The organism is Telmatobacter sp. DSM 110680, assembly GCF_039994875.1.
Classification (GTDB): domain Bacteria; phylum Acidobacteriota; class Terriglobia; order Terriglobales; family Acidobacteriaceae; genus Telmatobacter.
The window spans coordinates 5369638-5394570 of record NZ_CP121196.1 but is presented as its reverse complement, the minus strand read 5'-3'; the positions used below and the strand labels follow the sequence as shown (position 1 = coordinate 5394570).

The following is a 24933-nucleotide window of genomic DNA, read 5'->3' as shown; positions in this document are numbered from 1 at the left end:
TAAGAAAGCTCTGTAGTCCTGGCGGGGTAGTTGGACGGCCCGCGTCGATGCCCTCAATTATCGGAAGATGACACTGCGATACACTTCAACGCGTGGGGGCTAATCTTTGTCGCATGTGTGTGGTCGGCTTCTTCGTGTCTTGACCGTAACCATTCTGTACCTATCCGTAGCCGCAGCCCAGCAGATGGCTACCTCGCCCGCGCAGCAGGGCGGCAATGCAACGGGCGGCACGTTTGCTCCCGTCTACGATGCCCAGAAGCGACCCATCACCGCAGGCGGTTTTGTAGACTCCGGCCCGGTGATTTTCAAGGACATCACCAAAGCCGCGGGTCTTTCAGGTTGGAGCCACAAGATGGGCTCGCCGAAGAAGCCTTTGATTATCGACACCGACGGATCCGGAATCGCGCTTCTCGATTACGACAATGACGGGTGGCTCGATATTTACCTAGTAAACGGCTCAACCTTCAACGCTCTCGACGGCAAAGAAGAGCCGCCCCATGCTGCGCTATTCCATAACAATCATGACGGCACCTTTACTGACGTTGCCGCCAAGGCCGGAGTCACGAACGATCGCTGGGGGTTCGGCGTCACCGTCGGCGACTACGACAACGATGGCTGGCCCGACATCTTTGTCTCAAACTGGGGAAAGAATCGCCTGTACCACAACAATCACGACGGTACGTTTACCGATGTGGCTCAGAAGGCCGGAGTCGCATTAGATAACTGGTCATCCGGAGCTACATGGGGCGATTTCGACGGCGACGGACGCTTGGATTTGTTCGTCGCAGGCTATGTGCACTTCGAACGTAAGGAAGTTTCAGGAGCAGGCACCGAGGCTGCAGCCCCATCGTTCTGCCAGTTTCGTGGAGTGCCAGTGATGTGCGGTCCGCGGGGTCTAAAGGGGCAACCGGATCACCTATTCCACAATAACGGTGATGGAACATTTACCGATGTCAGTGTCAAAGCTGGCGTCGCTGACAAGAATGCATATTACGGATTTGCCGCGATTTTCGTGGATATCAATGGCGATGGAAAACCGGACTTGGTGGTCGGCAACGACTCTGAGCCGAATTACCTCTACATCAACAAAGGCGACGGATCCTTTGAAGATCAGAGCTATGATTCTGGATTCGCGCTGAATCGCGATGGACGCGAGATAGCGTCGATGGGAATTGCCGCGGGTGATTATGAAAACAACGGTGGCATTGATTTCTTCGTTACGGATTTTTCCGATGACTACAAAGTGCTCTTTCGCCAGGATCCGGATCATGCATTTACGGATGTAAGCGATAAAGTAGGCCTCGAAAAGATTCCGATTCCATTTGTGGGCTGGGGCGATGGCTTTATCGACTATGACAATGACGGCTGGCTGGATCTGTTTATGGCTAACGGCCATGTTTATCCCGAAGTGGATCAGCACGACTGGGGCACCACGTTCGCAGAGCGACCACTGCTCTTCCATAACGTAACGGGTTCTGGAGAGAGAGTCTTCGAATATGTCCCTCCGGTAATTGGAACCGGGTTGGCCGATGTGATTCCGGCGCGGAGCGCTGCGTTTGGTGATTTGTTCAATGATGGCAGGATCGATGTAGTCATCAATCCGATCGACGGACCTCCGACTCTGCTGAGGAACGTGAACTCCGATCGTCATCATTGGATTGAAATGAAACTGGTTGGCGGCCCTAAGAGCCCGCGCGACGCGATGTGTGCCACCGTTTATCTCAAGGCCAACGGAATGCGCATGCGTCAGGATGTGCTTTCAAGTGGTGGATTCATTTCGTCGAATGATCAGCGATTGCACTTCGGCTTAGGCGACTCCACGGATGCGGGGACCGCCGAAATTCACTGGCCATCCGGTAAAACAGAAACGGTGACGTTTCCGGCCGTCGACCGGATCTACACCATTCGCGAGACCAAAGGCATCACCGGCGCGCTGTGTTCAGGAAAGCCCTGCAAATCCCATTGAGGACAACGCGAGTGGCTCTGCAAGCATACAAGGCTCTGCGTTAGACTCAGCGGTGGAGGAGCACTATTGCCGGATAATCGGCTCATGCGAGCTAGCGCGTTGATTGCGGTGTTCGTTGCATCGGCTGTGCCCGCCGTTTTCGTCGCCGCCCAGATGGGGCCGTCTCCGCAATCCGGCCAAGGTCGCAGTTCGTCGACTCAAGCACAATCCAGCCGTGATTCTCAAAAGAGACCCATCACGGCGAGCGGCTTCGTGGACGTAGGCCCCGTAGTTTTCAAGGATGTAACCAAAGACGCCGGATTATCCGGCTGGAAACACACGATGGGCGCAGCGGACAAGATGCTGATCATCGACACGAATGGATCCGGTGTTGGGCTGATCGATTACGACAATGATGGATGGCTCGACATCTACCTCGTGAATGGCTCGACATTCAATGCGCTCGACGGCAAACAGGAGCCGCCACATGCCGCGCTGTTTCACAACAATCATGACGGGACATTCACCGATGTCGCAGCCAAGGCAGGTGTTACGAATGATCGGTGGGGATTCGGCGTAGCGATCGCGGATTATGACAATGACGGCTGGCCCGACATTATGGTGACAAACTGGGGGAAGAATCGGCTGTACCACAACAACCATGATGGAACCTTCACCGATGTGGCCGAAAAAGCGGGCGTCGCGCTGGGCAATTGGTCGGCAGGCGCGACGTGGGGAGACTACGACGGAGACGGCCGGCTCGACCTCTTCATCTCCGGATATGTTCACTTCGACCGCGCAAATTTGCCCTATGAGAAGACCAAAGCTACTGGTTTTTCATACTGCGAATTTCGAGGTGAGCCGGTCATGTGCGGTCCAAAGAATCTTGAAGGCGAGCCAGATCATCTCTTCCACAACAACGGAGATGGAACCTTCACCGAAGTGAGCGTCAAGGCGGGCGTAGCGGATGAGGCGAATAAATACTACGGCTTGACGCCCGTATTCGTAGATGCGAACGGCGATGGCAAGCCCGATCTGGTGGTCGCGAACGATTCCACCTTGAGTTATCTCTACCTCAACCGAGGAGACGGGACGTTTGAGGATGCAAGCTATTCCACAGGTTTCGGACTGAATGAAGACGGGCGTGAAGTGGCTGCCATGGGCGTCGCGGCAGGCGATTACATGAATAATGGCCTGCTGGATTTCGCGATCAGCGATTTCTCAGATGAAGCGAAGCTGCTGTTTCACAATCAGGGCAAGAGTGGATTCAGTGAAGTCTCCATGCGCTCCGGAATTGGAAAGATCTCCATTCCTTTCCTGGGCTGGGGCGATGGATTCCTTGACTACGACAATGACGGTTGGCTCGACCTGATGTTTGTGAACGGGCACATTTATCCCGCGGCCGACAGGCTCGACTGGGGTACTTCGTATGCGCAGCGGCCATTGTTGTTTCATAACGAGCGTGACGGCAAGTTCACGGAGGTCCCGCCGATCAGGGGTTCTGGACTTGCTGAAGTAATTTCGGGACGCGGAGCAGCTTTTGGTGATCTCTTCAACGACGGCAAAATCGACGTAGTCATTAACCAGATAGATGGCACTCCGGTGCTGCTGAAAAACGTAAATGCCGATCACCATCATTGGGTTGAACTAAAGCTCGTAGGCGGTCCGCGAAGTCCGCGTGACGCAGTCGGAGCAACCGTTTACCTTACTGCGAATGGAGTTCGTCAACGACAGGATGTGATCAGCGGCGGAAGCTACGTGTCGACCAACGACCCACGTCTCCATTTCGGCCTGGGCGATGCGACGGATGCGGGGAGCGTCGAGATTCATTGGCCCTCAGGCGCGAAAGAGAGTATCAAACTGCCAGCCCTTGATCGCATTTTCACTATTGCTGAGGGCCGAGGAATTATGTCCGCCCTATGTGGCGGTCAACTTTGCCAACGGCTACCGTAGTTATTAATTAGTTAACTTTTCGGCGGCGACGCCGCTTATCCCTCCTGATCCCCGTGAAACAGCAGTATCGCCGACAGGGTACCGACGTCGATCTAGTCGCCGCGGCGAGATCATCGAGGATAAATCGATTCTCCTGGGCAGCGATGGCGGCGCAAATGTCTCATTCGTGAGTCATTGTCAATATCAGCCTGTTGAAGTCGACAGATTCCGGTTGGTCACGTTTTTGAAAAATCTCCTTGACAGGTGAAATTTGCCCGACGTATATTTGCGCGGAATGGAATCGCTACCACAAAAATGGTATCGATTCCACGAATCGGGGAAATGGGGCCATTTAGAGCCATTCCGATGTTCAACTTTCCAACCAACACTTAAGAAAGAACTGGGCAACACCAGGAGGCAAAGTGAGACGATTCACCGTTTCGAAGGAGTGCGCCGTGCCGCGCCGCTCAAAGGCGAACGCATGGTATGTCATCGCCATCGCAATCGCATGCCTGATCTTGCTGGCTCCCCGTATAGGAAAAGCGCAGGCCAGCGCAGGCGTTACCGGCACCATCACCGATCCGAGCGGTGCCGTAATTCCGAATGCAAAGGTGACCATCACCAACGAGGCAACGTCCGTAGCGAGTAACACGACGACCAGCAGTGCAGGAACCTATTCGTTCAAGGGTCTACTCCCCGGCAAATACACAGTCGCTGTTGACGCCCCGGGCTTCAAGAAAGAAGTCCAAAAAGGGATCAACATCGACGTCAGTACGACGGCTACCATCGATATCAGCCTCTCGACTGGTGCAGCTAACGAAACGGTCCAGGTCACCTCCGACGCAATCGCCCTGAATACAACGGCGCCCGAGATCGGAAGCACGATTGAACCGGTGGTCGTGGCAGCACTCCCGGAAGAAGTTTCGGGCAGAGGCCGTCAAATCGATCAGTTGCAGTTTACGGCTCCTGGGACCACGGGCAGCACTTTCTCACACCGCGTGAGCGGAGGCGTCGATTTTGAGCAGGAGATTGTCTACAACGGAATCCCCGCTCCTCAGCCGGAAACCGAAGGCTACACGACGAACTTCAATCCGCCTTTCGAACTGGTAGACGAATACAAAGTCGAGCGTTCAACGTTTTCGGCGCAGTTCGGCCTAGGACAGGGTGCGCTCACTTACCAGATGAAATCCGGCACTAACCGCTATCACGGAGATCTGTTCGAGATCAACCGCAACAGCTTCTTTGATTCGGTCGGATTCTTCAACGGTCCCGCGTTCGGCGGAGTGAATAAGCCTCCTTCGGATCACGAGAACAATTACGGCTTCAGCGTTGGCGGTCCGATCAGCATTCCTCACGTATATGACGGGCGCAACCGGACCTTCGGTCACTACAGCCAGGAATGGTACAAGCAGAACAACGAGGATATTAATTCTGGTACAGTGCCAACCGCCCTCGAGAAAACCGGCAACTTTACAGACTACGTCGACGGCAGCAGTGGAGCTTTAATTCCGATTTACGATCCCACGACGGGCCAGCAGTTCCAGTGCAATGGCGTGCTGAACGTAATTTGTCCTAGCCGCATCAGCCCCTTGTCGGCGACCTTGATCAGTGATATTCCCGACCCGGATCGGCCAGGAAGCGGTGTGGGAGGTCTGGACTCGAACAAGAGCTTCGCCCCCTTCATCAATCCGAACATTCAACATGTGTGGGGTTTCACCGTCGATCAGGTGCTTACCCCGAAACAGAGCCTCCACTATAGCCAGTGGCGCAACAGCTACACGACTCACAGCTTTGACTATTCTCCCATCGTGATTGCGCCCAATCCTCTGAACAGTCAGAAATATGAACCTGCTGTTGGTAGCGTATTTCTGTTGAACTACAGCAACACGCTCTCGCCTCACTTGGTGATGACCGCCGGCATCGGCTGGATCGGTGAAATCAACAACCAGTACAACATCACCAAGGGCGCTACGTTCGGAGCCGTTGCAAATGAAAACATTCCGCCAAACATCACGTTTGATGGCCAGCACGCTCCCACAAGCTGGGGCACCAGTGGCTCATGGTTCCAATCCATCAACCGCAAGCTTGGAATCGCGCTGGTAAACAACTGGTTGTGGACAAGGGGACGGAACACCTTCAATATCGGCACCGAGTTCCGTCGTTCGTACCAGGATGACAACGAAGAGCAGACTGAAGGCGGTCACTTCAACTTCAGCCAGCGAACCACTTCTATTCAGAATTCGAGCGACCCGAATTTTGGAAAGTATGGCAGCGCATTTGCGAGTTTCCTGCTGGGTATTCCGGATTCGGCGAACCGCAGTAACTCCCAGGAGTTGGAACTGCGCAACTGGGACCTCTCACCGTACATCCAGGACGATATCAAGCTCTCGCCTCGACTTACCATCAACGTGGGGCTGCGCTGGGATATTCAGGCTCCCTTTACAGAAAACCACAACCTGATTGTCTTCTTCAATCAGGACAACCCGGGAACATTCCCTGGCAGCAACATTGCTGGTTCGGCGAGCAAGTTTGGCAATGGGATTACCCGCGGAGACATCCACTACGGCCATTTTGGTCCGCGTTTAGGATTTGCATACCAGTTGAGCAGGAAGATGGTTCTTCAAGCTGGCGTCGACGTCGCATTCCTCGATGGCGGAGCATATGAGTACGGCACCAACAAAGTCGCGGTCAATTACGGAAACTTGTTGACCGGCTCATTTACGCGCAACAGTACAGGTAGCTTCACGTCTTCCTTCGGCAGTTGGGACACCAACCAAATCCCTGCTGTTAACCCGACTCCTTTCAGTCCAGGCCTTGGCGCTGGCAACCAGATCAACGCTTTCAGCCCCAAGAAGGATGGGTACGCGCCTTATAGCCAACAGTGGAACGTGAACCTGCAACGCGAACTTCCGTACAACATGTTCGTGACGGCAGCTTGGGTGGGGAACCGTATCATCCACCTCCCCAGCCAGCTCAATCGCATCGACCAGATGGACCCGAAGTACGACGCACAGTTCGGCTCCCAGCTGGCAGATGTATTCCAACCCGGCCAGACATCGTTGGATGGCGTACCGCTGCCATATCCAAACTTCGTCAACGATTTTGGAGGGTCGGCTACTGTGGCTCAGGCACTTGTGCCGTTCCCGCAGTATTCGTACATCTTCAACAACTTTGAAGGATTTGGAACGACCTACTACCAAGGCGCGCAGATCGAAGTTGAGAAGCGCTTCTCGAACGGATTGTCTTTCCTTGCGGGATATACGCTTTCTCGCCTGATGGATAACACCAGCAGCGGATTCTCCAGCTTCACTTCTGGCGGTATCAACAAATACAACCAGAAGCCTGAGTGGGCAATTTCCAACGCAGACGAGCCGCAGACTCTGAAAGCCAGCGGAACCTATCTGCTGCCGATCGGTCCCGGAAAGAAGTATGTCAACAACCACAAAATGGGCAATGTCGTCGGTGGATGGCAAGTTGGCTGGATCCTCGACTACGAATCCGGAACGGTGAATGGACCTGGCGAGAACGGCTCTCCCTTCCCGAACGGGTTTGAACGCCCCGATCGTAACCCCTCCGTCGGCCTTAGCACCGCATCCTACAAGCGTGTGCGTGACTACTTCGTGAAGAAGATACCGGTTGCGCAGATGTTTGATCCCAATTCGTTCACCCTGACCCCAAACCAGTACGTGATCGGGACCGCGCAAAGGAACTATGGCGGAATGAGAAATGCTCCACTGGCATTGGAGAATCTAAACGCCAAGAAGAATTTCTACATCGGAGAACGCTTCACGGGAATTCTTTCGGTGGACTACTTCAATGCCTTCAATCGAACGCAGTTCAACGGGCCTGACAACAACAAGAGCGATGGCACGTTTGGACAGGTGACCTCACAGGGTTCGAATATCTCGAACCGGCAAGGGCAGGTAAGTTTCCGATTAGAATTTTAGATTGACCAACTTCTACTGCTTTGTGTCACTGCAATCTCCTGACCATCCCGGGCTGCCTATCAGCAGCCCGGACTTTTTTTCTCCTGTTGCATTCTCTTTAGCTGGAACGTAGGCCAAACCTCGGTGAAGTCGAGTCGGGAACCTGACGTTCACCCAAAAACACTTGCGAAGAAATCAAATATAATCTCCGATCATGAAGTACCTCTCCATTAGACTTTCACTGCCCGGACTGCGATGCCTTTTGGCAGTTGGATTGCTCGCTTTGTCTCAGGCAGCGGCCCACGCACAGCAGGGCGATGATGAAGTCACTCCGGCAGTCCAGCGCTTGTATGCACAAGCCAATGCTGCATCTCAAAACGGAGACGACGCTTCTGCAATCGAGAAATACCGTTCGATCATCAAGCTGGCACCTCATCTGGCGGCGGCATACAACAATCTTGGAGTTCTCTACTTCAATCAACACGACTTCCAGCACGCATCTCAAATTCTTAAACGCGGGCTGGAACTCAATCCCGACATGCCGACGGCGGTTGCAATACTTGGGATGAGTTATGTGCAACTGGGAGCAGATGAAAAGGCTGAGCCGCTGTTGCGGCGAGCCTTAAGTGCGAATCCAAAGGATGATCGCGTTGAAATGATGCTTGCCCGTTTGCTCATCAATGCAAGGAAGCTTGAAGAAGCGGCAAACCACTTGAACAACTTCCTGGCGCGGAATCCGAAGGATCAGGAAGGCTGGTATCTGCTCGGCAAGACCTACTTGCAACTGTCGGAAAACTCACTCAAGAAAATCAACGAGATCGATCCCAATTCAATGGTTGCCCACGAGATCGCTGGGGAAATAGACGAGAGCATGCACAATTACGACCTTGCCCTCGTTGAGTATCAGAAAGCCGTAGACATGGCTCCGCATATGCCCGGCACGCACATGCACATGGGAGACGCATACTGGTACATCGGAAAGTGGCAGTCCGCGCAAACCGAGTTCAAGGCAGAACTCACCAACGATCCAAACAACTGTATGGCCCACTGGAAACTGGCGAATTCAATGCTCGAGGCCAATGATTCCAGCGAAGAAGCATTGTCTCAACTGAATAGCTCTCTCGAACGTTGTCCAACACTCATGCAAGCCCGCGTTGATCGCGCACGCGCGCTGGTGAGACTTGGGAGGCAGCCCGAAGCCTTGCCTGACCTGTTGATGGCCGAGAAAGATACCCCGAGTGAGCCCACTATCCATTTCCTCCTCGCCAATGTCTATAGGTCCCAAGGCAAAAGTTCCGAGGCGCAGGAGGAGATGCGTACTTATGGGACCTTGCAGAGAGAAGCTAGCGCAGCGGTCGCAAAGCAGGCCGGTGACTCCAGCGCAATCAAGAGCAAGGCGCAATAGGGCGCGTCAATTAGAGTGTCGATTTTTATCTGGCTATGCTTCGCACAGGGCTGCGAATCCGCGGGCTACTCCGTGCGTGAAGCACCTGTTCGATCGCGCTCTTCTGTTGTCCAAATTTGGAGGACATGCGACGATTGCTGACGCAGATGAAATCATGCGATGCTAACGGCAAATAATCATCCGATGGAAAAGCAAAAGGTCCAAATGATTTGCTGTGCATTGCTTCTGATTGCGACATGTGCCGGGGAGTGTGTTTGCCAGGAGCCTGCGGATCCATTGGCGCAGGAGCGTTCGCTTGTAGCGGCTGGAAAACTGGGGGAATCTGAGTCGGCCTTAATGGCTTATCTCAACACCAATCCGTCATCCGCCGACGCGCACTTTTTGTTGGGTTATGTGCTCTTCAGCGAGCGCAAGGCCAAAGAATCCCTTGCCGAATTCACGGCTGGTGCAAAATTTCGACGCCCGCGTCCCGATGAGCTAAAGGTCGTCGCCTCTGATTATGTAATGCTGGGCGATTTCGGCGATGCGGACAAGTGGTTTTCAGAGGTAGTTGCCGAAGCCCCGGACGACGCGGATGCGAATTATCTACTGGGCAGGACTAAGTTCAATGAGAATGATTTTCCGGCAGCCATATCTAGTTTCGAACGCGCGTTGGCCCTACATCCAAAGTACGTGGAGGCCGAAAACAACATCGGCCTGGCGTGGCGCGAGTTGAACGACCTCGCAAAGGCCAAAGCTGCATTCCAGACCGCGATTGACTGGCAGGGAGACGCGCCAGCGGACGCGCAGCCTTTTTTAAACATGGGGACTCTGCTCGTAGACCAAAACAAGACTGAAGAAGCAGCCCCATTCCTTGCTAAAGCTGCCGTTCTTTCGCCCCAAAATCCAACCATCCACGAAGAGCTGAGTCACGTCTATTCGGTGCAGAGAGATCTGCCGAAAGCGCAAAGCGAGTTAGAGAGGGCCATCGCCCTGGCGCCCGATATATCAAGTCTCCACTTCAAGCTTGGGCAAATCTACCGCCAAGAAGGAATGCGTGACCGCGCCCGGGAACAGTTCGACATCTGTGCAAAGCTGAGTGGTGCGCATTCGTCGGAGAAGACACCAAATCCAATATCAATCAAAACCGCACCGGATCGCTGATAGACTGCCTTCAATCCAGCGATGGAGTTCGCATGCTCCTGCGGCATAGCATTGACGGGGTCAACTACAACTTTGGAAGTCTAAGGGAACTGCTTGCGAAGGCAACTCCGGCGCGATCCGGAGACGAGCTTGCAGGCATAGCCGCGCGGAGTGCTGTCGAACGCGTTGCCGCTCAGATGGCGCTGGCTGATCTTCCGCTCGGCGCTTTCCTTCAAGAGCCAATCATTCCATACGAAACGGACGAGGTCACGCGTCTTATCTTCGATACACATGACGCATCTGCCCACGCCCCCATCGCGAGTCTTACTGTAGGTGAATTGCGAAACGTGCTGCTCTCAGAGGAGGCGACAACGCAATTTCTGCAATCCATCGCCCCAGGTCTGATGCCCGAGATGGTTGCGGCAGTCTGCAAACTGATGCGTGTGCAGGACCTGATTGCAGTTGCCCGTAAGATCAGCGTGGTTACACGCTTTCGGACAACGGTCGGATTGCCGGGCCGTCTATCGACGCGACTCCAACCTAATCATCCGACGGACAACCCGCTTGGCATTGCCGCAGCTATCGTGGACGGCTTGCTTCTTGGTTCGGGCGATGCCGTTATCGGAATCAATCCTGCTGGTGATAGCGTGGCCGGTACGATCAACTTACTTCGCCTCATCGACACGGTCCGAGAGCGCTATGCGATCCCAACGCAAAGCTGCGTTTTAGCGCACGTCACCACGCAACTAGCGGCGCTTGAGCAGGGGGCACCGGTTGACCTCGTCTTCCAGTCCATCGCAGGTACTGAGCAAGCGAATGCTTTTTTTGGTATCAGCTTGGCTTTGCTTGCGGAGGCGAATCAGGCCGCATCTGAATTGCGTCGAGGAACCGTCGGTCAAAACGTCATGTATTTCGAAACGGGCCAGGGAAGCGCACTTTCGGCGAATGCGCATCATGGGGTCGATCAGCAGACCTGTGAGGCGCGAGCTTATGCCGTTGCCCGACACTACAAACCAATGCTGGTGAATACGGTAGTTGGGTTTATTGGGCCGGAATATCTCTATGACGGAAAGCAAATCCTGCGCGCCGGTCTTGAGGATCATTTCTGCGGCAAATTGCTTGGGCTTCCAATGGGTTGCGATGTTTGCTATACCAATCATGCCGAGGCCGATCAAGACGATATGGATTCGCTGCTGACGCTTCTCGGAGCTGCAGGCGTGAACTACATCATGGGGGTGCCGGGAGCCGACGACATCATGCTTCAGTACCAGAGCACATCTTTCCACGATGCGTTATATCTCCGATCCATTCTTGGTCTTCGCCCATCACCGGAGTTTGAAGCGTGGCTGGAAGGCGATATGCCGAACCGACTTGCCGAGCCTCTTCAAGCCCAGTTGCTTGCCGGACAATAACGCTGCCATGACGAAGCTCACTCGAACATCCCTCTCAAACCTGCGCGATTTGACCGCGGCCCGAGTGTCTTTGCCGACTACTGGCAACAGCATCGCCACCGATGAAGTCCTGAGCTTTCGACGGGACCATGCGCTGGCGCGAGATGCCGTTCATGCCGAGCTTTATCTACCTTTATTCGCGCAACGCCTGATTGCCGAACTCCCGATTTTGACAGATGCCGGCATCGTAGTTATTCAACTGCGCACCAACGCGCCGAATCGGGCAACTTATCTGCGCCATCCGAATCTCGGCCGTACCCTTCACCCCGATTCAGTCGCCATGCTTCGCAGAAGCCCGTGCGACCTGGCCATCACCATTGCCGACGGGCTTTCGGCCCTTGCAATTGAGCGCAATGCCGTCCCGCTGCTTGCCCATCTGCTTCCTCAACTCCTTGCAAATGCGTGGAACTTGGCGCCCATCGCCATCGTTCAGCAGGGAAGGGTAGCGGTTGGAGATGAAGTTGGTGCAAACCTTGGAGCGAGGTGCAGCTTGATTCTGATCGGAGAACGACCGGGATTGTCTTCTCCCGACAGCATGGGCGCGTACCTTACTTGGTCGCCGGGTCCTGATCGCACTGACGCTGACCGCAATTGTCTTTCTAATATTCGCAATGGCGGTCTTTCGCCGAAGGTGGCTGCGGATCGTCTGTTTCGTCTTCTCCAGGTAGCCCGCTTGAAGCAGCGAACGGGCACTTCACTGAAGGAAGGTGCGATCGAGTTGGATGCAGAGTAACGACTCTCAAATGCACTTACAGACGAAGTCTATTCGTCGTCGCCAATTGGCATGCCGGGCGGAGCTTCCACAGCCTTTGCGGGAACGAACTTGTCGGGATCACGCTCGAAATTCTCAATGCGATCGATGAGGGCGGAGCGGTGGATCGCTTCTGCAGTATCCTGCGGCATCGGATTTGACTTCCACTGCTTCAGAAGATCGCGGATGTGCCATTGTGCGATTGCGCGAGCCTGGCTTGAGGCTGCGGGGTTGACCGCCAAAGCCAGCATCGCTTCAACGGAGCGGAACTCGACCGCGCGCTCGACTTCAGAAGACATAGTGTGTCCCGCCTCTGGACGGGCGGCAACCGTTGCGGAAATGGCTTCAAGGACACTGCGCAGGGACGGCGAAGCGGGAACCCGCATGTGGTACTCAATAATGCGGTTGGCTCGGGCGGGATCGAGCAGGACGCTCAGAGTCAGGTCAGCCGCGGATTCGGCGGCAGCAATGGGATCGAAGGTGAGGCCTGTGTGCGATGGGAACGATTCACGCGTCCGTGGGTATCCTGGCGGAACGGGTGGGAGGATGCGAAGTAACGATTCGGGTAGTGTAAGCGTCTCTGGCCCGAGAGTCTTCAGCACGGAGTCGAGTGCTTTGCGCTGCTGTGTGGGATCGAAAATCGCAGGGCCTGCGAGACCGTCGCCGCGCAGGTTGTACCTGTAGTCAAGCCCACCGATTTCTTTGATGGCAGCTTCGGTCTGATAGCGATGGAAGAGAAAAAGTGGAACCAGAGTCTGCTCTAACTGTGCCATGGGCGTGCCGGGCTTGATCGCATTTTCACCAAAGTTCTTCAACGCGACCATGCGGACAGCGAGAACGCGATCAAGTTCAGCTGCAGGATCATTGCCGTTGTCCCACAAGTGTGCGCGCGGATGGGCTGAACCGAATGGGCGTGCATCTTCATCGGTGATAAAAACCTGGCCCGCACGATCTGCATCGCTCAAAATCTTGTTGAGCGCGGCATTTTCTTCTTCGGCATTGGTGTGCGAACCGAATTCACGATAGCCATAATTGATCGCCACCTTATCCCAATCACCAATGTTGACGGCGTAGGCATGCGACGCGTCGATCCGCCCATCACTGTCAAGGGTGAAGTAGGGATGCGGATAATCCATCACGCTGTCACTCTGTGTGACTGTTGATGCGGCAAAGTTATGTGCAAGGCCGAGGGTGTGGCCGGTTTCATGTGCAGATAACTGACGAATGCGTGCGAGTACCATCTGCAGCATGGGATTATCAGCTGGACTTCCCGCACTTGGAGAAGAGGAATTCCCGTAAGGCGATAAAAGCGCTTCGGCAATCAGATAATCCTGGCGAGCGCGCAATGAGCCCAGCGTTACATTACCCTTGATGATTTCGCCTGTGCGGGGATCGGCAATGGCGGAGCCATAACTCCAGCCGCGTGTGTAGCGGTGAACCCACTGAATTATGTTGTAGCGTGCATCCATTGGGTCTGCGGTTTCGGGAAGAAGGTCGACGAGGAAGGTTCCCTTTGCCCAGCCCGCCGCCTGAAACGCCTGGTCCCACCAGCGAGCGCCTTCAACTAGCGCGGTGCGGACCGGCTCTGGAGCACCGCGATCCACGTAGTAATGGATAGGCTCAACGGGTTTGCAGTCGGTATTGCAATTGGGGTCCTGCTTGATCAAGCGATGGCGAATAATAAAGAGCTGATCGAGAGGCTCACCGAGTGCGGATGTGTAATCACGATAGCTGGTGGGGAAGTATCCGGCGCGGGGATTGAAGCGACGGGGGACAAAACCGGGCTCCGGCAATGCAATAAACGAGGATTTCTCGCGGACGGTCATCGCATGAGGATCCGGCGTGACGTTCGATACAAACTCTCCTTTGGGCGGCGCATCCGTGGAGAACGTGAGCTCTGCTTCGACTTCGGTGTTCCTCGGAAACGTCTTGGTGTGGTCGAGCACAATCGCGGATCGAGACGCATCGACCCGATAAGTACCCTGCTTCAAGTTTGTGAGCCTGTCAGCCACTCCGTGCGCATCGTGCAGAAAGAAATCCGTGGCATCGACGAGGACCGCGCCGTCCTGGGACTCGGCCGCGACGGTGAAACCCCACAGCACGGACTGCGCGAAGGACTGCGTAACCGCGAGTTGCTCGTCTGGATCATTGCTCGAGGAGCGGAAGGCAAGATTGGGTTGAACCAGGAGCACTTTGGGCCCACCGCGCTCGAATCGAACAATGCGTCCCTCCGTGACTTGCCCACGATCGAGACCAAGGTCATTCGAACCCGTGCCGAATGGCAACGAGGTCGCGTAAATGAAATCCGAACTTTTGCCATCCGCTCCAAGGCCGGCGATCTCCAGATAGAGCTTGCCTGTTCGTGCATCCCAGTCCAACGGGATTAAGCCGTCGAGGTGCTTCATTCCAGCGGTCTTTTCGTGGATGCTGGGCGGGACCGCCGGTTCGCTAGCCGCGGGTGCCGGCTTTGCGCCTTGTGCCAAGGTGATAACGGGAAGAATAAGTAGAAGGAGCAAGGGAAGCTTGCGCATTTCTCCTTCTATCATGGCTGAGAGGAATCGGAGGAGATTTATAAACCGACCGAGGCGGCGAGCTGAACTGCTCACCACCTTTGTCTTAGCGCATGTCCGCGAGACTTACTGGGTCCATGTCGGCATAGTCCTGGTTTTCTCCGCCCATTCCCCAGCAGAATTTGTATGCTTGTGTACCAACGCCGGCGTGAATCGACCATCCCGGAGAGATCACGGCCTCGCGATCGGCAATAACGATGTGCCTAGTCTCTTCGGGTGGCCCCATCAGATGAAATACACGCGCACTCTCTGCGAGGTCGAAGTAAAAGTAAATCTCTGACCGCCGCATGTGAGTATGGGCTGGCATCGTGTTCCACGTACTGCCTTCGTGCAGATGGGTCACCCCCATCACAAGCTGGCAGCTCTTCACACCCGCTGCGTGGATGTACTTGTAGATCGTGCGGCGATTGCTTTGTGCAGCGTTGCCAATATCAGTGGGCTGCGCGGCCTCTTTTTTGACGACGGCTACCGGGTGGACGGCGTGCGCCGGATAGCTGAGCAAATAAAAGACTGGTGGTGCTTCCTTCGACTTGGCCTCGAATCGAATCTCCGGATTGCCGCGCCCGATATAGATCAAATCGAGGTTTGCCAGCGTATAGGTAGAGTTGCCGACATGGACTATGCCATCGCCGCCAACGTTCAGTGCTCCAAGTTCCCGGCGCTCGGTAAAGTAGGCGGCCCGCAACTCGGGACTGCTTTCCAAGGCAATGGGCTGGTTGGTTGGGCTAGCGATGCCTGCCACAGCCCTGTCCAGATCAACATAGGTGAGACTCAGTTCTCCGGGCCGGGAATGTTCGTTTATAAGAAAAGATTTGCGGAGCTCTTCCGTCGTCATGCGCGGATAGCGAACAGGGTCAGCGATCAAGAGTGTCTTCATAAAATGGCACGGTCTGGAATCGTCCTTTGCATACTTTCGGCAACAATCACTTCAGACGTATGAGAGGTAGCATTGAACTCCATGGAAATAGTTTATGCTTCGTTGCGGCTTGCGCGAATCGAGAAAGTAAAGTGACGCGCCATTCGTGAGAATCGAGGTGCGAACTTCGCGACGAGCCCTTACACTGGAGAGCAACCATGCGCACTCTGTCTGCACTTCGCTTTAAGTTGACTGCGATCTCGCTCGCCTCGGCAGCTCTCCTCACTCAGTCCGCCAGTCTCTCTGCCGCTGAGCCGGCGATAGATGCTTCTGTCGCGCGCCAACCGGCAGCAGGAGCCATTGAGACCCGCGCTACCCGTGCGTATGAGGCGGCAGTCCACCAAGGGCCGCTTGCGGTTCAAGCTTTTCTCGCGGATTTTCCCAAGGGGGCAGACCTTCATATGCATCTTGGGGCCGGGGTGTATGCCGAGACAATTATTCGCGTGGCGGCTGAAGATAAGGTATGCATCGATCCCGCAAAGGCCGAGTTTGCGCGCAACGAGCAGGGCAAGCCGGTGAAGGAGCCCTGCGCACCTCCGCTTGTACCCGCGAGCGAATTGAATGGCAGCAGTCTGACTCCGGCACAGCAAGACATGTACGACCGCATTGTCAATGCTTTTTCGATGCGCAACTTCGTGCCGACGCCGGGCTATAGCGGGCACGATCAGTTTTTTTCCACTTTCGATCGCTTCGGCGGCCTCGACAAAAGTCACACAGGCCAGTGGATTGACGAGATCACCCGGCGCGCTGATGCCGAGAACAATCAGTACCTCGAGTTGATGGAAACACCCAGCTTTGGACACGCCGCCCGGATTGCGCACGAGGCCGGTTTCAATTCAGATTTCGCCAAGATGCGGCAGACACTTCTGGATCATGGACTGCGCGACGAGATTATGACGGACCGGGCAGAGATCAAGGCAGCCATCGATTCGCGGAATCAGATTCAGCACTGTGGAACCCCTCAGGCCGCGCCGGCTTGCCGGGTGCAAGTGCGATTTATCTATCAAGTACTGCGCGCGTTCTCGCCGGAGCAAGTCTTCGCACAGACTCTGCTCGGTTTTGAGACAGTGCAGCAGGCGATTGAAGAGGGCTCGGATGACTGGGTGGGCATCAACTTTGTGCAACCGGAAGACTACATGGTGGCGATGCGCGACTACACGCTGCACATGAAGATGGTGGAGTATCTGCAGGGCCTTTATCCGAAGGTCCACATCAGTTTGCATGCTGGGGAACTGGCGCCCGGAATGGTGCCTCCGGAGGGCATGAAGTTCCACATTCGTCAGGCAGTTGAATTGGGACACGCGGAACGAATCGGGCACGGCGTCGACGCAATGTATGAGGACGATGCGCCGCAGTTGCTGAAGGAGATGGCGAAAAAGCATGTGATGGTCGAGATCAACCTCAGCTCGAATGAGGGAATTCTCGGCATTGTCGGAGACCATCACCCGTTCCAGTACTATCGGGCTGCGCATGTGCCGGTGGCTTTTTCGACGGACGATCAGGGCGTGAGTCGCATCAATCTGACGAATGAATATGTGCGCGCTGCGAACGACTATCATCTGAGCTATCAGGATTTGAAGCAGTTGGCGCGCACCGGTATGGAGCATAACTTTCTGGCTGGCGAGAGCCTTTGGGCTGCGCCTGATGTCTTCAGCGTCCCGACTTCAGCGTGCAAGGGGCAGATTCCAGGCGGGCCAAAACCATCTGCTGCATGCAAGGGCTTTCTTGATGCGAACGAGAAGGCTGCCGCGCAGTGGGAACTGGAGCGGCGATTCCGGGAATTCGAGGCAAAGTTTTAACTGTTTTGTTCGCTGGTATCCGAGCCTCCCACGGGGCGAACCGCTAGTCTGTATCTGGAGTTTCTACATCGATGCCGCAAATTGCTTTTCTTGAGTGCGTACGGTGCCATGCGCATATCTCCGCTGAAACACCACAGACTGTATGCACGCAATGCGCCACGGCGCCGGCTGGATCACTTTTCGTTCGCTACAACTTCGGGCATCTGAAAGGGACGGCGGCGCGCGAGGTGATTGCGAAAGATGCGGAGGGGCCTTGGATGGGGATGTGGCGATATCGATCGGTGTTGCCAGACGCGATTCCTGTCACGCTCGGCGAAGGTTGGACGCCGATGCTGAAGAGCACACGGCATGCTGGCGCTTTCGTCAAAGAGGAGGGCGCTAATCCAACTGGTACCTTCAAGGCGCGCGGCCTGGCAATGGCGGTGACGATGGCGAAGCACTATGGTCTGCGCAAGCTTGCGGTGCCATCGGCTGGAAATGCGGCGGGAGCGTTGGCGGCTTATGCCGCCGCAGCAGGAATTGAAGCGCATATCTTCATGCCGCTCGATGTGCCGTTCGCGAACTACGTTGAGGCGGTTGCATACGGAGCGCATCTGGAACTCGTCGACGGCTTGATCTCAGACTGCGCGCGCATCGTGCAGGAGCGGAAGCAGCAGGAGGGTTGGTTCGACATCTCCACGCTCAAGGAGCCGTTCCGCGTCGAGGGCAAGAAGACGATGGGATACGAACTCGTGGAACAACTGGGCTGGGAGTATCCCGAGGCGGTTTTTTATCCTACGGGCGGCGGAGTTGGTCTGATCGGAATGTGGAAGGCGTTTGACGAGATGGAGGAACTGGGCTGGGTACGGCCGGGCAAACGGCCGAAGATGATCGCGGTGCAGTCGTCTGGCTGTGCGCCGGTGGTGCGCGCCTACGACCAGGGCGCGACAGCCAGCACAATGTGGCAGGATGCCGCGACGTTTGCATCTGGCTTACGCGTTCCCAAGCCCTATGGCGACACGATCATTCTTGACATTGTGCGGGAGTCGGATGGGCTAGCGATGGCCGTCAGCGATGAAGAAATCCTTGTCTCGATCCTCGACTGGGCCCGGAACGAGGGCATATTTCTTTCTCCTGAGGGCGCAAGCGTAACTGCGGCGTACGACAAACTACTCGCTAACGGATATCTGAAGCCAAGCGATCGCGTGGTTCTGTTTAATACCGGCGCCGGACTGAAGTATACAGACGTAACCGCGGAAGCGATGAAGCTGAAGCGTCCGGCGGCGAAGTAGCCCAATGGCCACAACTGCTTCAACACGCTCACTAAGGAAAGATCGCATCGCGCTGGTGGTTGCGCTTGCAGGTGTGTCGTGTGTGGTCGCGGGCATTGCTCTTTCGTTGGTGCACCTTGTCGGGGCCGGTGAAATCTTGCGATGGATCGGAGTCGCATGTTTTGCTTTGTTCGCGATTCGTAAACCGTCGTTGATGACGTGGACATTTCTTGCGATGCTCGCTGGAGTCGAACTTGGGCTCGATGCTCCGCATGTGGCCGCACAGGCGCGATTGCCCGGCGATTTGTTTTTACGGCTGATCCGCATGATCGTTGCGCCGTTGTTGTTTGCGACGATCACGACTGGCATCGCGGGTCACAACGAATTGCGCTCGGTGGGCCGCGTCGCAATCAAGGCACTCGTCCTTTTCGAGGTTGTCACGACACTCGGCCTGATCATTGGCATTATTGCTATGAATATTTCCGGGGCAGGTTGGGGGATCGTGATTCCTTCGGCGCTCGAAGGGGCAACGCCGGTCTCAGCCCAGACTCCGCAAACCTGGCAACAGATCGTACTGAATCTCTTTCCCGAAAACATCGCTCAAGCAGTGGCACAGAATCAGATTCTTCAGGTTGCGATCTTCTCGATACTGTTTGGCTCGGCGCTGGCCATGATTCCCGACCCGAAGAGAGCGCCACTTATCGCGGTGCTGCAATCGCTCGCTGACGTCATGTTCCAATTGACACGGATCATTATGTATCTCGCACCGTTGGCTGCCGGTGCAGCGATCGCGTATACCGTGGGCAGCACCGGACTGGCGACGCTTCTACCTCTTGCAAAACTCGTTGGGACCTATTACATCGCTTTGACAGCCTTTGCCCTACTGGTGATGGTGCCGGTGCTTGCGATGTTCCGGGTTCCATTGGGCAGGTTTATCAGTGCGGTCAGCGAGCCGGCCGCGATCGGATTCGCGACCACGGCTTCAGAGGCCGCGCTACCGTTGGCGATGGAGCGTATGGAAGAGTTCGGAGTGCCGCGTTGGATCGTTTCGTTTGTGATCCCAACCGGCTACAGCTTCAACATGACCGGCGGAAGCGTTTATCTCTCAATGGCCGCGGTGTTCGTCGCGCAAGCTGCCGGAATTCATCTTACGTTTGGACGGCAAATCGCGGTGGTGCTGGTTCTGATGGCCGCGAGCAAAGGCATCGCCGGAGTTCCACGCGCCTCGCTGGTTGTGCTGCTGGCAACTGCGAGTGCAGTCCATCTGCCCACGGCGCCAATCTTGTTGATACTTGGCGTGGACACGCTCATGGACATGGGCCGAACGATGATGAACGTGGTCGGCAATTGTATGGCCGCCGCAGTGATCGGCAGGACGGAAGGCACACTCCCTACCTCCTGAAGGCTCCCGGGATTCTGTAGCTAATAGTGATCCCGTTGTCATGATCCTTCTTTTCTGGATGTGATGTAGATCCGTGGACAATCGCCACGAACACCATGCCCAGAATCATGCCGAGAAGTAGAGAATTGAAATAGATGATAAGTCGGCGCATGAATCCTCCTATGCTCGTTTGAGAGCCATCCTCGTTCGCGCGCGTTAATTGGTAACGGATGCAGCGTGCTTAATCTGCAGCTTGGCAATGCCGAAGCAGGGGTAGCTACCTGGGCGCTTCGCCACGGCGATACGCGTCCCACACGATCTTGCCAATATCCCAAGCAAGCTGCACCACAACGATGGCGCAAATCACGCTGAAGCCAAGGCGAACGCTGTTGTTGATCACGTCGAGATTTTGGCCGTAGCGAAGCTGATCGGTAGAAGGGTTTTTCAGTACGACGTAGATGTGGTCGCGAACTGAAAGCAACAAAGCGATCGGGATCACGCCAACGGCTTTGAAAATGATTTGGCGAATGGGAGCAGGCTGCTGCCATCGTCCGCTAGCAAGGTCGATAGTTTTCCATACCACTTGCAGCGCGTTGAGGCCGACGATCCACCAGTAGAAGGTCCACCAGACCGGTGCAAGCTGGTATGGCGCGATTTGGAGAACGACCACTCCTGGTCCCATGAGGAGAAATGGATGGCTTGGTATCAGAAGGAGCCATGCAATCAAGAGATATCCGATGACTACTTCGGCGACTGCCAGCGTGAACGAGCGCGGCTTGCGACCAGAGAGATCAACTTTCTCAAGCGGCGGCAACGAACTGGGATTCCATTTGTCGGTGAGGCCGGCAAGGGACGGACACTTCTCGGGATAACGAGCCGCGAAGAATTCGAAAGCCACGAAGACGAGGGTTACCCAAGCGGCAACGTTAATGAGAACCCCGGGCGTACGCAGGAGTGAGGCGACGATGTCGTAGTGATCGGGCACCGTCAAGGGGAGGACGACCAGAATCACAATGGAGTAGACGATCAAAGCCCACAAGACCGCCACGCGCAGCACGTAAATATACAGCGGGAAGAGCGCTGGCCCGATGAGGTATTGCTGCGGCTGGTAGCGCGAAGCGACGATCACGGGCGAGCCCATTTTACGAAGCAGATCCTCCATTTCGCCCTGGGTGAGCGAACGGCCAAGCCCAGATTCCCTGTCTTCGATCTGCGATTCCATGTTGGCGCGCAGTTCGGCGATGATGTCGTCTTGCCGGCGTGTCGGCAGATACTTTCTAACGGCTTGCAGATAACGGTCGAGAAGTTCCATGGCTGCTTCCTTCATTGCTGCTCAAAATTCGGGTGCTTACGATTGCGGTTCGTCGAAGATGCGATTGATGGATGTGTTGATTGCCTGCCATTCCTCGAGTAGTTTTGCGAGGATCTGTTCACCGTCCGGTGACAGGTGGTAAAAGCGCTTGTTGCGTTTGTCTTCCTCACGCCACTCGCTGATCAACAGGCCCTGCGTCTCGAGGCGGCGAAGGAGCGGATAAAGCGTGCTCTCATCGATTTCCAGACCCCGCTCGGCCAGATCCTTGCGGAGCGTATAGCCGTAGTGCTCCTTGCGGAGCTGAGCCAGGACTGCCAGCGTCAGGCTGCCGCGGCGAAGTTCAAGACGAAGACTTTCAAAGAGGTTTTCAGCTACGCTCATTGCTGTGCCTCATACACTGTACTTCACATACTGTATGACAAATAGTGTGTGACGTCAAGTAGATTCTTTACTTTTTTCAATAGGAATTTGAGGCTAGACTTTTGGGCATGGATAACGAGCGCATCCGCGCGATCTGCATGGCGCTGCCGCATGTGGTGGAAACGGTGAACTGGGGCCATCACCTTGTTTACTGGGCGGGGGACCGGGATATTGGCGGCAAGATGTTTGCTATGACGGATCTGGATGGCACGGGGACCGGGGTGCTCTGGTTCCACTGTGGTGCGGAGCGATTCCATGAACTCTTGGAAGTTGAAGGCATAATTGCCTCTCCCTACCTGGCCAAGGCGTACTGGGTGACGCTGGAGCGGTGGGACGCGTTGAGACCGCGAGAGATTGAAGAGGAGCTTCGCCGGGGGCACGAACTGATCTTCGAGAGGCTGCCGAAACGGACCAAAGCGGTTCTGGCATTGCCGGAGAAGGAGCAGAAGAAGGTCATTCGCGAGCGGAAGCTGGGGTTGAAAGCGCGAGCGAGCGTGGTGGAGCGCAAGAGTTCGGGCAGCGCAAAAAGCCGCAAAAAGGCCGTTGGTTAGTCGGTTTGCTTCCCATGTCTCAGAAGCGAGATATAGCTACCTGGCAAATTGTTTTTCCTCCTGCTTTGGAAAAAACGCTTCATGGGAACCGGCGCTGGGTGCTGCGCGTATATTCCGATGACGGAGTTTGAGGCGAACGTTATGGCGAAATTCCTCTTGTGGTGCATTCTCCTGGTTATCTGCTGGCCGCTGGCTTTGCTCGCGCTGGTTGCGTATCCGTTTGTGTGGCTGCTGCTGTTGCCGTTCCGCATTGTCGGGATCGCTGTTGGCGGGGTATTGGAACTGGTGAGCGCGATCATCTTTCTGCCGGTACGCATGGTGCGAGCGATCTAGTCTTCTGCCAAGATTCCTGAATCCTTCTGACGTGCAGTAATGCCCACGTTACCTTTGTACAGGCGAAGGAAAAGAGTAGTAATACCGGGGGGAGGGGGTCGCAAAGAACCCCCTTGCAGACAATCCAATGCCGGTGCTGTTCGCAGATGGTTGATCATTCATTCCATCTTGCTCCCGAGTGACCTAATTATCTGCAACTCGCGGGATAAATCTAATCCCAATTAAATGCGATGTTTGAGCGCCGTAATGCGGCTGGCACACTTGACAGATTCGGCACCGCTTCGCGAGCGGCCGCAAGGGACGTTCTTCATCTTCAAGCTTCCCGCTCCCGCTGTTGATTTGCCTGTTTGACGAGAGCGTGCCAATGCACCTGTCGGTGAGTCTCGTTACGGCTGAACGGGCTGTAGTTCATTCCAGCTTCCCGAAAGCGCCGAGTTCGGATTGAAGTTGGGGTCATCACTCATTACGTACTGATTGGCGCCATTGAGCCAGGCGTGTCCGTACTGGTTGCTCAGTTCAAACGTGTGCCCGGTCGAGGGATCGCGGTAGGTTTGCACATCCCGCAGGTTCTGATCGGTGGCGTGAAAGCCTATGTCTGAAACTCTCTGGGCATTGGCGCTCATGTGCTGGTAGGTCTGGGTGATGAAGTTGTCGAGGTCGGCTTGGATCTTATCCATCGCGGCCTCTTTTTGTGCTTGTGTCTGGTAGTAACTGGCGATCCATTTGTTCGTAAAAGCGGTATATCGAGGCAGGGGTTGAATGGAACCGATCACCACCTTGAACAGCTTTTCGTTGGCATCTAGCTCGCCCTTCGGCGCACCCAGCGCGACCTGGCCTACGGCATGGAGATCGTAAAGAAATCCTCTGCCAACGCGATAGGTCTGGGTAACGAGCGCCACGGAGTACCAGAGCTCCATCGGTTTGTCGTCCTTTTGAAACGCGAGCCGTACCCGGATCGCGTCGACGCGAGCGCCGCCGTTGCCTGCGTCGGCTGGCGGCAGTCCATTGCGTTGGCGCACGATCTGTTCGAGGACGGGGAACGGCTCGACCGATACAACTGTCATCGCGGGCTTCAGGTCGCTCAATACGGACTGACGGAAATATTGCTCTGCATTCAACGGTTTCGACACGGGGCAAAGATCATTCGTCTTGTTTCCAGTATGAGTGCGCCGGTTGGGATCGGTGAGATTGTGCAGTTCCTGCGGGTCGTCGGAGTATTGCCAGGCGTAGTTGGGAATGCCTTGAAACTTAGTGAGGCCATCGGTGCTCGTGGCTTCCCAAAACGTTGAAAAGGCCTCGCTGAAACAGCCCGTTTTACCAGCGAACATATGGACCGCACCCTTGAAGTCCCAAGTGCTGGGAATCAACATTTCGATCGCCGGCGACGTTGTCTTATCGTAATCAGGGTCATTCACCAATATCTGCGCCTTCTTCAGGAGCAGGTAAGAGCCCGAAGCGCCAGTACCAGCAACCGCAGCTTTTTTGGCAGAGATTGACGGGGACGCTTGAGGGGCAGGCGTCGACGGCGCGGGCGCACTGGGCTCTGGCAGAGGCGGCGCGGCCGGGGTGACAGTTACTGGACGAGCGTCAGTTCGGGATCCTCCCATGGCTTTGACGACGGCCTGCTTGCAGCTGTCCGAGACTTCCGCCTGGTGTTGTTTGAGGCAGGCGATGATTCGTCCGCCACCTGACGGTACCCCGGCGCACAGCTTCTGTATATCAGAGGCGCACGCGGTTTGTGCGTCGGCCAATGCCTGCGGCGACCCACCCTGCGCGTACAGCGACTGCGGTCCCAGCACGTCGACAATTGTTGCGAGCGCCAGGGCGACTGCGCATCGGATGAACATCTTTGCTGATCTTGACATCAGG

At 55.5% G+C, this 24933-nt stretch carries 17 protein-coding genes; 12 read left to right on the top strand and 5 right to left on the bottom strand.

The window, feature by feature from the left end; all coding sequences use genetic code 11:
• The first annotated feature begins 184 nt into the window (after positions 1-184).
• The 7 genes from P8935_RS22195 (at position 185) to eutC (ending at position 12514) form a co-directional block, all read left to right on the top strand.
• On the top strand, positions 185-1966 hold the full coding sequence (locus tag P8935_RS22195) for a CRTAC1 family protein (protein ID WP_348265366.1): 1782 nt from the start codon (positions 185-187) through the stop codon (positions 1964-1966).
• A gap of 84 nt (positions 1967-2050) precedes the next feature.
• On the top strand, positions 2051-3898 hold the full coding sequence (locus P8935_RS22190) for a CRTAC1 family protein (protein WP_348262496.1): 1848 nt from the start codon (positions 2051-2053) through the stop codon (positions 3896-3898).
• A gap of 401 nt (positions 3899-4299) precedes the next feature.
• Positions 4300-7824: a TonB-dependent receptor gene (locus tag P8935_RS22185; RefSeq protein ID WP_348262495.1), complete on the top strand. Its 3525-nt coding sequence runs from the start codon at positions 4300-4302 to the stop codon at positions 7822-7824.
• 241 nt (positions 7825-8065) lie between these two features.
• Entirely contained in the window at positions 8066-9208 is a 1143-nt protein-coding gene (locus P8935_RS22180; RefSeq protein ID WP_348262494.1) for a tetratricopeptide repeat protein, read from the top strand.
• A 159-nt stretch (positions 9209-9367) separates the two neighbouring features.
• The gene (locus tag P8935_RS22175) at positions 9368-10351 is read left to right on the top strand and encodes a tetratricopeptide repeat protein (protein ID WP_348262493.1); all 984 of its coding nucleotides are present in this window, start codon (positions 9368-9370) and stop codon (positions 10349-10351) included.
• A 32-nt stretch (positions 10352-10383) separates the two neighbouring features.
• On the top strand, positions 10384-11742 hold the full coding sequence (locus P8935_RS22170) for an ethanolamine ammonia-lyase subunit EutB (protein ID WP_348262492.1): 1359 nt from the start codon (positions 10384-10386) through the stop codon (positions 11740-11742).
• Between the two features lie 7 nt (positions 11743-11749).
• Positions 11750-12514 carry an ethanolamine ammonia-lyase subunit EutC gene (eutC, locus tag P8935_RS22165; protein WP_348262491.1) on the top strand — a complete coding sequence of 255 codons (765 nt, stop codon included), beginning with the start codon at positions 11750-11752 and terminating at the stop codon, positions 12512-12514.
• A 29-nt stretch (positions 12515-12543) separates the two neighbouring features.
• Here the strand turns inward: eutC and P8935_RS22160 are convergent, their stop codons facing one another.
• Together P8935_RS22160 and kduI are read right to left on the bottom strand one after the other, a co-directional pair.
• Entirely contained in the window at positions 12544-15063 is a 2520-nt protein-coding gene (locus P8935_RS22160) for a zinc-dependent metalloprotease (RefSeq protein WP_348262490.1), read from the bottom strand.
• An 85-nt stretch (positions 15064-15148) separates the two neighbouring features.
• A complete protein-coding gene (kduI, locus tag P8935_RS22155; protein WP_348262489.1) occupies positions 15149-15979 on the bottom strand; it encodes a 5-dehydro-4-deoxy-D-glucuronate isomerase in 831 nt (276 codons plus the stop codon).
• Between the two features lie 197 nt (positions 15980-16176).
• Here kduI and P8935_RS22150 point away from each other — a divergent pair, with 197 nt between their 5' ends.
• The 3 genes from P8935_RS22150 (at position 16177) to P8935_RS22140 (ending at position 20469) form a co-directional block, all read left to right on the top strand.
• A complete protein-coding gene (locus P8935_RS22150; RefSeq protein ID WP_348262488.1) occupies positions 16177-17817 on the top strand; it encodes an adenosine deaminase in 1641 nt (546 codons plus the stop codon).
• Positions 17818-17888: 71 nt separating this feature from the next.
• Positions 17889-19088 carry a threonine synthase gene (locus P8935_RS22145; RefSeq protein ID WP_348262487.1) on the top strand — a complete coding sequence of 400 codons (1200 nt, stop codon included), beginning with the start codon at positions 17889-17891 and terminating at the stop codon, positions 19086-19088.
• Positions 19089-19092: 4 nt separating this feature from the next.
• Positions 19093-20469 carry a cation:dicarboxylase symporter family transporter gene (locus tag P8935_RS22140; RefSeq protein WP_348262486.1) on the top strand — a complete coding sequence of 459 codons (1377 nt, stop codon included), beginning with the start codon at positions 19093-19095 and terminating at the stop codon, positions 20467-20469.
• Between the two features lie 256 nt (positions 20470-20725).
• Here P8935_RS22140 and P8935_RS22135 read toward each other — a convergent pair whose 3' ends face one another.
• Positions 20726-21775, bottom strand: a complete 1050-nt coding sequence (locus P8935_RS22135; protein WP_348262485.1) for a hypothetical protein — start codon at positions 21773-21775, stop codon at positions 20726-20728.
• Positions 21776-21796: 21 nt separating this feature from the next.
• A complete protein-coding gene (locus P8935_RS22130; RefSeq protein WP_348262484.1) occupies positions 21797-22141 on the bottom strand; it encodes a PadR family transcriptional regulator in 345 nt (114 codons plus the stop codon).
• A 107-nt stretch (positions 22142-22248) separates the two neighbouring features.
• On the opposite strand from P8935_RS22130, the gene P8935_RS22125 reads away from it, so the two are divergent.
• A complete protein-coding gene (locus P8935_RS22125; RefSeq protein WP_348262483.1) occupies positions 22249-22731 on the top strand; it encodes an MmcQ/YjbR family DNA-binding protein in 483 nt (160 codons plus the stop codon).
• A 141-nt stretch (positions 22732-22872) separates the two neighbouring features.
• Positions 22873-23064 (top strand): hypothetical protein, encoded by a 192-nt coding sequence (locus tag P8935_RS22120; protein ID WP_348262482.1) that lies wholly within the window; start codon positions 22873-22875, stop codon positions 23062-23064.
• A 386-nt stretch (positions 23065-23450) separates the two neighbouring features.
• On the opposite strand, the gene P8935_RS22115 is transcribed toward P8935_RS22120, so the two are convergent.
• Positions 23451-24929: a cysteine rich repeat-containing protein gene (locus P8935_RS22115; protein ID WP_348262481.1), complete on the bottom strand. Its 1479-nt coding sequence runs from the start codon at positions 24927-24929 to the stop codon at positions 23451-23453.
• Between the last annotated feature and the right edge of the window lie 4 nt (positions 24930-24933).